3 protein-coding genes and 1 pseudogene are annotated in these 4,181 nt (G+C 56.4%); 2 read left to right on the top strand and 2 right to left on the bottom strand.

Annotated features, from left to right (window positions below):
* Nucleotides 1-357: pseudogene (locus K5905_RS28885) on the bottom strand (iron ABC transporter substrate-binding protein); the annotation flags it as partial.
* A gap of 213 nt (nt 358-570) precedes the next feature.
* Here K5905_RS28885 and K5905_RS28890 point away from each other — a divergent pair.
* Together K5905_RS28890 and K5905_RS28895 are read left to right on the top strand one after the other, a co-directional pair.
* A complete protein-coding gene (locus K5905_RS28890) occupies nt 571-1,311 on the top strand; it encodes a response regulator transcription factor (RefSeq protein WP_297590907.1) in 741 nt (246 codons plus the stop codon).
* Entirely contained in the window at nt 1,311-3,422 is a 2,112-nt protein-coding gene (locus K5905_RS28895) for an ATP-binding protein (RefSeq protein ID WP_297590909.1), read from the top strand. The genes K5905_RS28890 and K5905_RS28895 overlap by 1 nt, the downstream gene beginning before the upstream one ends.
* Nucleotides 3,423-3,436: 14 nt before the next feature.
* Here the strand turns inward: K5905_RS28895 and K5905_RS28900 are convergent.
* On the bottom strand, nt 3,437-4,181 hold a 745-nt coding region (locus K5905_RS28900), incomplete at its 5' end, for a thiamine pyrophosphate-dependent enzyme (RefSeq protein ID WP_297590912.1).

A 4,181-nucleotide genomic window follows, 5' to 3' on the forward strand; every position in this document is an offset into this window, starting at 1 on the left:
GCCTGACATGAGGTAGAAATTCTGTGCCCACGGAAGGGCATCATCCTCGTTGTAAGACCGATAGGGTTCCAGCAGATCTTCAGCGACGGCCTGCAAGTGTGTGTCGCCGGTCCCTCCCCACCAGACATCTGTCTGCGGGTCTGCACTCTCGGCGCGAATTTGATCAAGGATTTCGCCCGTGCTCTTCCGTTTCATGGAAACATCAAAGCCGGTTTTATCCTCGAAGGCCGCTTCCATGGTCTGGCACCATGCCTCGTCGACACCGCAAAGGACGGTCAGGTCCTGCGCTGAAACATCAGCAAGTGCAGCACTCAGCCCAAAGGCCGTGCTCACTGCAAGCGGCACAACAAGTTTCATGTTTCCTCCCGGCCCGGAGACAGCGCTCCAGGAACCCTTTCACAATGGCAGATGCGCACGCTTTCACAACTGTAATTTGGTTACCGTTATTTCGGGGGTACAGAAAATAAGTTGCAAATATTACAAACCTTACAAATGTAACAAACTATAGAAAAATCAGTACTTTGCTAAAGTGGTGCCGATGCATATTATGCAGCCCGGGAGGACGATAAATTGCTCAACGAAGGCATCAATATCCTGATTGTCGAAGATGACCAGGATATGGCGGAGCTTATATCGGATCTAATAGAGGCAGAAGGCTGGCTGCCGCAAACTGCCCGGTCGGCCGAGGAGGCGGCTGGAATTCTGGCAGCGAAGCCTTTTCATCTGGTTCTGGTCGATCACAATCTGCCCGGCATGTCCGGTCGTGTGTTTGCGCAGAAGCTGCGGTCCCAGACGGATATCGGTATCGTCATGGTGACGGCGGCAGGCAGCGCTGCGGAAAGGGTGCTGGGGCTGGAAACGGCTGCAGACGACTATGTGGTCAAACCCTTTGAACCGATCGAACTCACGGCGCGGATCAAAGCGGTCCTGCGACGTCTGCACCCGGCGCTGAAGAGTGAAAAGGAACAGCCGGCGGTTCAGTACGAATCGTCCGCCATGCTGCTTGGCGATTGGGTCATTGATCTGGTCAATCGCAAGGCGATCTGTACCTCCGATCCATCCAAGACGCTGACGTCTTCGGAGTTCTCATTGCTGGAAATTCTCGCCGCAACGCCAAACGAGCCTGTCAGCCGGACAAAGATCCTGGAGCAACTTGGCGCGGAAACCGATCGGCTGATCGACAGGAATGTCGATGTTCTGGTTCTGCGATTGCGACGGAAAATCGAGCGCAATCCGGATCTGCCACGTCATATCAAGACACGGCGCGGCAAGGGCTATATCCTTCACCGTGATCAGGCTGAGCGGCCGTGATGATCAGTCGCTCCGTTCTTTCCTCCATCGCTTTCCGGCTACCGGCAGCCATTGTGCTGATTTGCGTTGTCGCCTTTGCCTTGTCGGCAATCGCGATCTACGGCCTGTTGAAGGCACAGGAGGAAACTGCGGCTTATGGGCTGCAGGCCTATTCCAGCCTGGCCGAGGCATCGCTTGTCTCCCGGCAGGTGTCGGATCTCGTCTCCAGTGCACCTTTTCTGATGAACGCGACATCACCATACCGCGTGTCCAGCAAAAGCCGCGCACTTGTCGGGCAAGTTGATGAACTGTTGCGGACACTGCCAGAGTATCCGCCAGGCAAGGAAGCTTATCGGGCGGCAAACGCACAAATCTTTGAGCTTCTGGGTCAGATCAGGGAGCAGACCCTGGCTCTTGCCGACAAGGCTGAGACAGCGCAGCAATACAAGGAACGTGTTTCGTCAGCGCTGGGCGAGATCGCAGTGGGTGAAACCGTAAGACAGAAACAGCTGCGTCAGCGCCTGAATGCAATCGTCCATTCGGTGTCGAGTTCAGGAAGTCTGTTCCAGTTGGGTGAACTGCGGCGAAGATATGTGGCCGAGACCGGTGGGCGCTCGATACCGGCAGAAAACCTGATGGAAGCGGAGTTGGAACCCTATGAGAGGGTTTTCGCGGGACAGACGAGCTACCTACTCGAGATTTTCGCGGTTCGCTCGTCAATCGCAAAGCTGCATGATGTTGCCCGTGAGCTTTCCCTTGCGACGGAAACGCAATCCGACATTGTTGCCGACACGCTGAACAGGGACTTTCAGTCAACATCCCAAACACTGCAAAACCTTCTGATCATCGTTGCACTGGCCTCCCTGCTGGTTTTGACCATTGCTGTTGTTTCGATCCGATCCGCAATCCGGGTTTCGAGAGGGATCATGTCTCTTTCAAGCGGCATGAACGCGCTTTCCAAGGGGCAAAAAGACGTTGGTCCCCCGGTCTATCAGGGAGATGAAACTGAGCTTCTTGATCTTCAGCAGGCGTTCAAGGCGTTCAAGGAAAGTGTGGACCGGGTGACGCGGCTGCGCCGAACCGCTGAAGCGGCTGCCCGGACCATCCGTTCGACGTTTCGCAGCATGAATGAAGGGATCGCGATTTTCGATGCGGCGGGCCGTCCGATCACCATGAACCGGAGAGTGATTGAATTGATGGGGCACAAGGGTGCTGCCCGGAAATTGCCGCTGGTTCAGTTTCTTCAACCGATCCCCGAGATCAGGACCGACGACTTGCCCGGGGGTGAAAATGCGCGTCCGTTGATCGAGCCCGTCTCCGTACGCCACCGATCCGAAAATGGCACCGTAACCGAAATCTCACTGTCGCATCAAAGCGATGACGGCGTAGTGCTTCTGGCGCGAGATGTTACGTTACTGGACAGGCAGGAAGCGGAGGCGGCCAAGTCGTTGCGCCTCGATGGCATCATGCGACATACACATCAGCTAAGACACGAAGTTGGCAACATGATTGGTATTATCACCGGCAGCCTTGGTCTGCTGGAACGAGAGGGTGGGTTCAGCGAAAAGCAAACCCGCAACATTGCCCGTATCCGCAAGGCGGCCGACAGGGGGCGTTCGCTCTCCAGCAGCATGTTGACCATCGGCCGCCAGCAACCGATCAACTCAAGCAAGATTGAAATCTCCGCTGTCCTGCGTGGAATGTCGGATATTCTGGAAATTGCAATTGGAGAAAATTGCACTCTGAAACTCGACCTTGCCTGTGACCTGCCCGCCATGCTGCTTGACCCCGAGTTGCTTGAGCAATCGGTGTTGAACCTATGTCTCAATGCGGCCGCGGCGATGCCAGAAGGTGGTGAAGTCGGCGTGGAAACCCGTCAACAGGGCAATGACATCGTTCTCAGGGTCAAGGATGCGGGGGTCGGTATGAACCGGGAAGAGGTCGACAAGGCATTCGAACCCTACTTCACCACGAAAACCGACGACGGTGGTGCCGGACTGGGGCTGGCCGTTGTCTACGGCTTCGTTCGCCAGAGTGGCGGCACGGCCAGCATTTTTTCAGAACCGGGAAAAGGCACGGTGGTCGAACTGAGATTTCCCACCGAATTGCTGTCTACAATCGAAACTGTCTGACGTCTCGCCAGCGGTCACACCAGCAACTCGATAAGAAACGGTCCCGTTCGTGCAAAGCTCGACCGCATCAGATCGCAGAGCTCGTCAAGATTGGTTGCGACAGCCCCTTCAACACCCATGCCGTTGGCAAGGCTGACCCAATCGAGGTCAGGGTTGCTGAGATCCAGCATATCCATCGCGGTCTTGCCGGGGGTGGCGCCGACATTCTCATATTCACCGATCAGAATGTTGTATTTCCGGTTCGAAATGATGATCGTCGTGCACGGCAGATTTTCGCGCGCCTGAGTCCAAAGCGCCTGCAGCGAATACATGGCAGAGCCGTCGGCCTGAAGATTGATGACACGTCGCTCGCTATTCGCGCCAATTGCCGCACCGGTTGCAACGGGCAAGCCATCTCCGATGGCACCTCCGACCAGGTGAAGCCAGTCGTGTGCCGGCGCGGCAAATGTGTGCTCATAAAATGAGCGGCCATAGGTAATGCTCTCGTCGGAAATGATTGCGTTTTCCGGCATCAGCGCCGCGACTGCCTGCGCCAGCCCTTCAGGGGAGACGTCACCGGAGGGGGCCTCGGGACGGGGGCCGGCATCGGGGATCGCAGCGTCCGGTGCCTGCAGTTCATCCGTCAAAGCCTGTAGGGCTGCAAAGGCATCCTGATCGGGGCGCGACAATGTCAGAAGTTGAGCGTCTGGTGGGTGCTGCTTCGATGGCTTGCCGGGATAGGCAAAGAACCCGACCGGTGCCGTCGCACCAACCAGGATG

Origin of the sequence: Roseibium sp. (assembly GCF_025698965.1) — a bacterium.
GTDB lineage: Bacteria > Pseudomonadota > Alphaproteobacteria > Rhizobiales > Stappiaceae > Roseibium.

Bases quoted from the DNA above. Each gene is read 5' to 3' on its own strand.
- K5905_RS28895 (WP_297590909.1), top strand. From the start codon at position 1,311: ATGATCAGTCGCTCCGTTCTTTCCTCCATCGCTTTCCGGCTACCGGCA.